The sequence below is a fragment of the Cupriavidus sp. SIMBA_020 genome (assembly GCF_046535395.1).
GTDB classification, from domain to species: Bacteria; Pseudomonadota; Gammaproteobacteria; order Burkholderiales; family Burkholderiaceae; genus Cupriavidus; species Cupriavidus campinensis.
Genome location: NZ_JAWRWU010001265.1, coordinates 1 through 250 on the forward strand (window position 1 = coordinate 1; position 250 = coordinate 250).

Consider the following 250-nt stretch of genomic DNA (forward strand, 5'->3'; position numbering starts at 1 on the left):
TACCCTAATAAATGGCTGAAGAATCTCCTCGATGCGAGTAAAGACAACCCGGGTTGTATCGTTTGCTATCGTGGTCATGACCTCAATCTGGACCGAACTGGCACTGTCGATTCCTATAAAAGAATTTACGAGCGCGGACCAGTAAGCGGTGCAGAACCAAATTATTCGCTGATGCCCACTGGTTGTAGTGGCGTATTGTATCCTCCAGCCAGTCTGGCACGCGAGCTGATGGATCCTACTCTTTTCATGG

At 48.8% G+C, this 250-nt stretch carries 1 protein-coding gene; it reads left to right on the plus strand.

Annotated features, from left to right (window positions below):
* Positions 1–250, plus strand: a 250-nt coding sequence (locus SB751_RS33570) for a hypothetical protein (RefSeq protein WP_410749442.1), incomplete at both ends; no start/stop codon positions are given.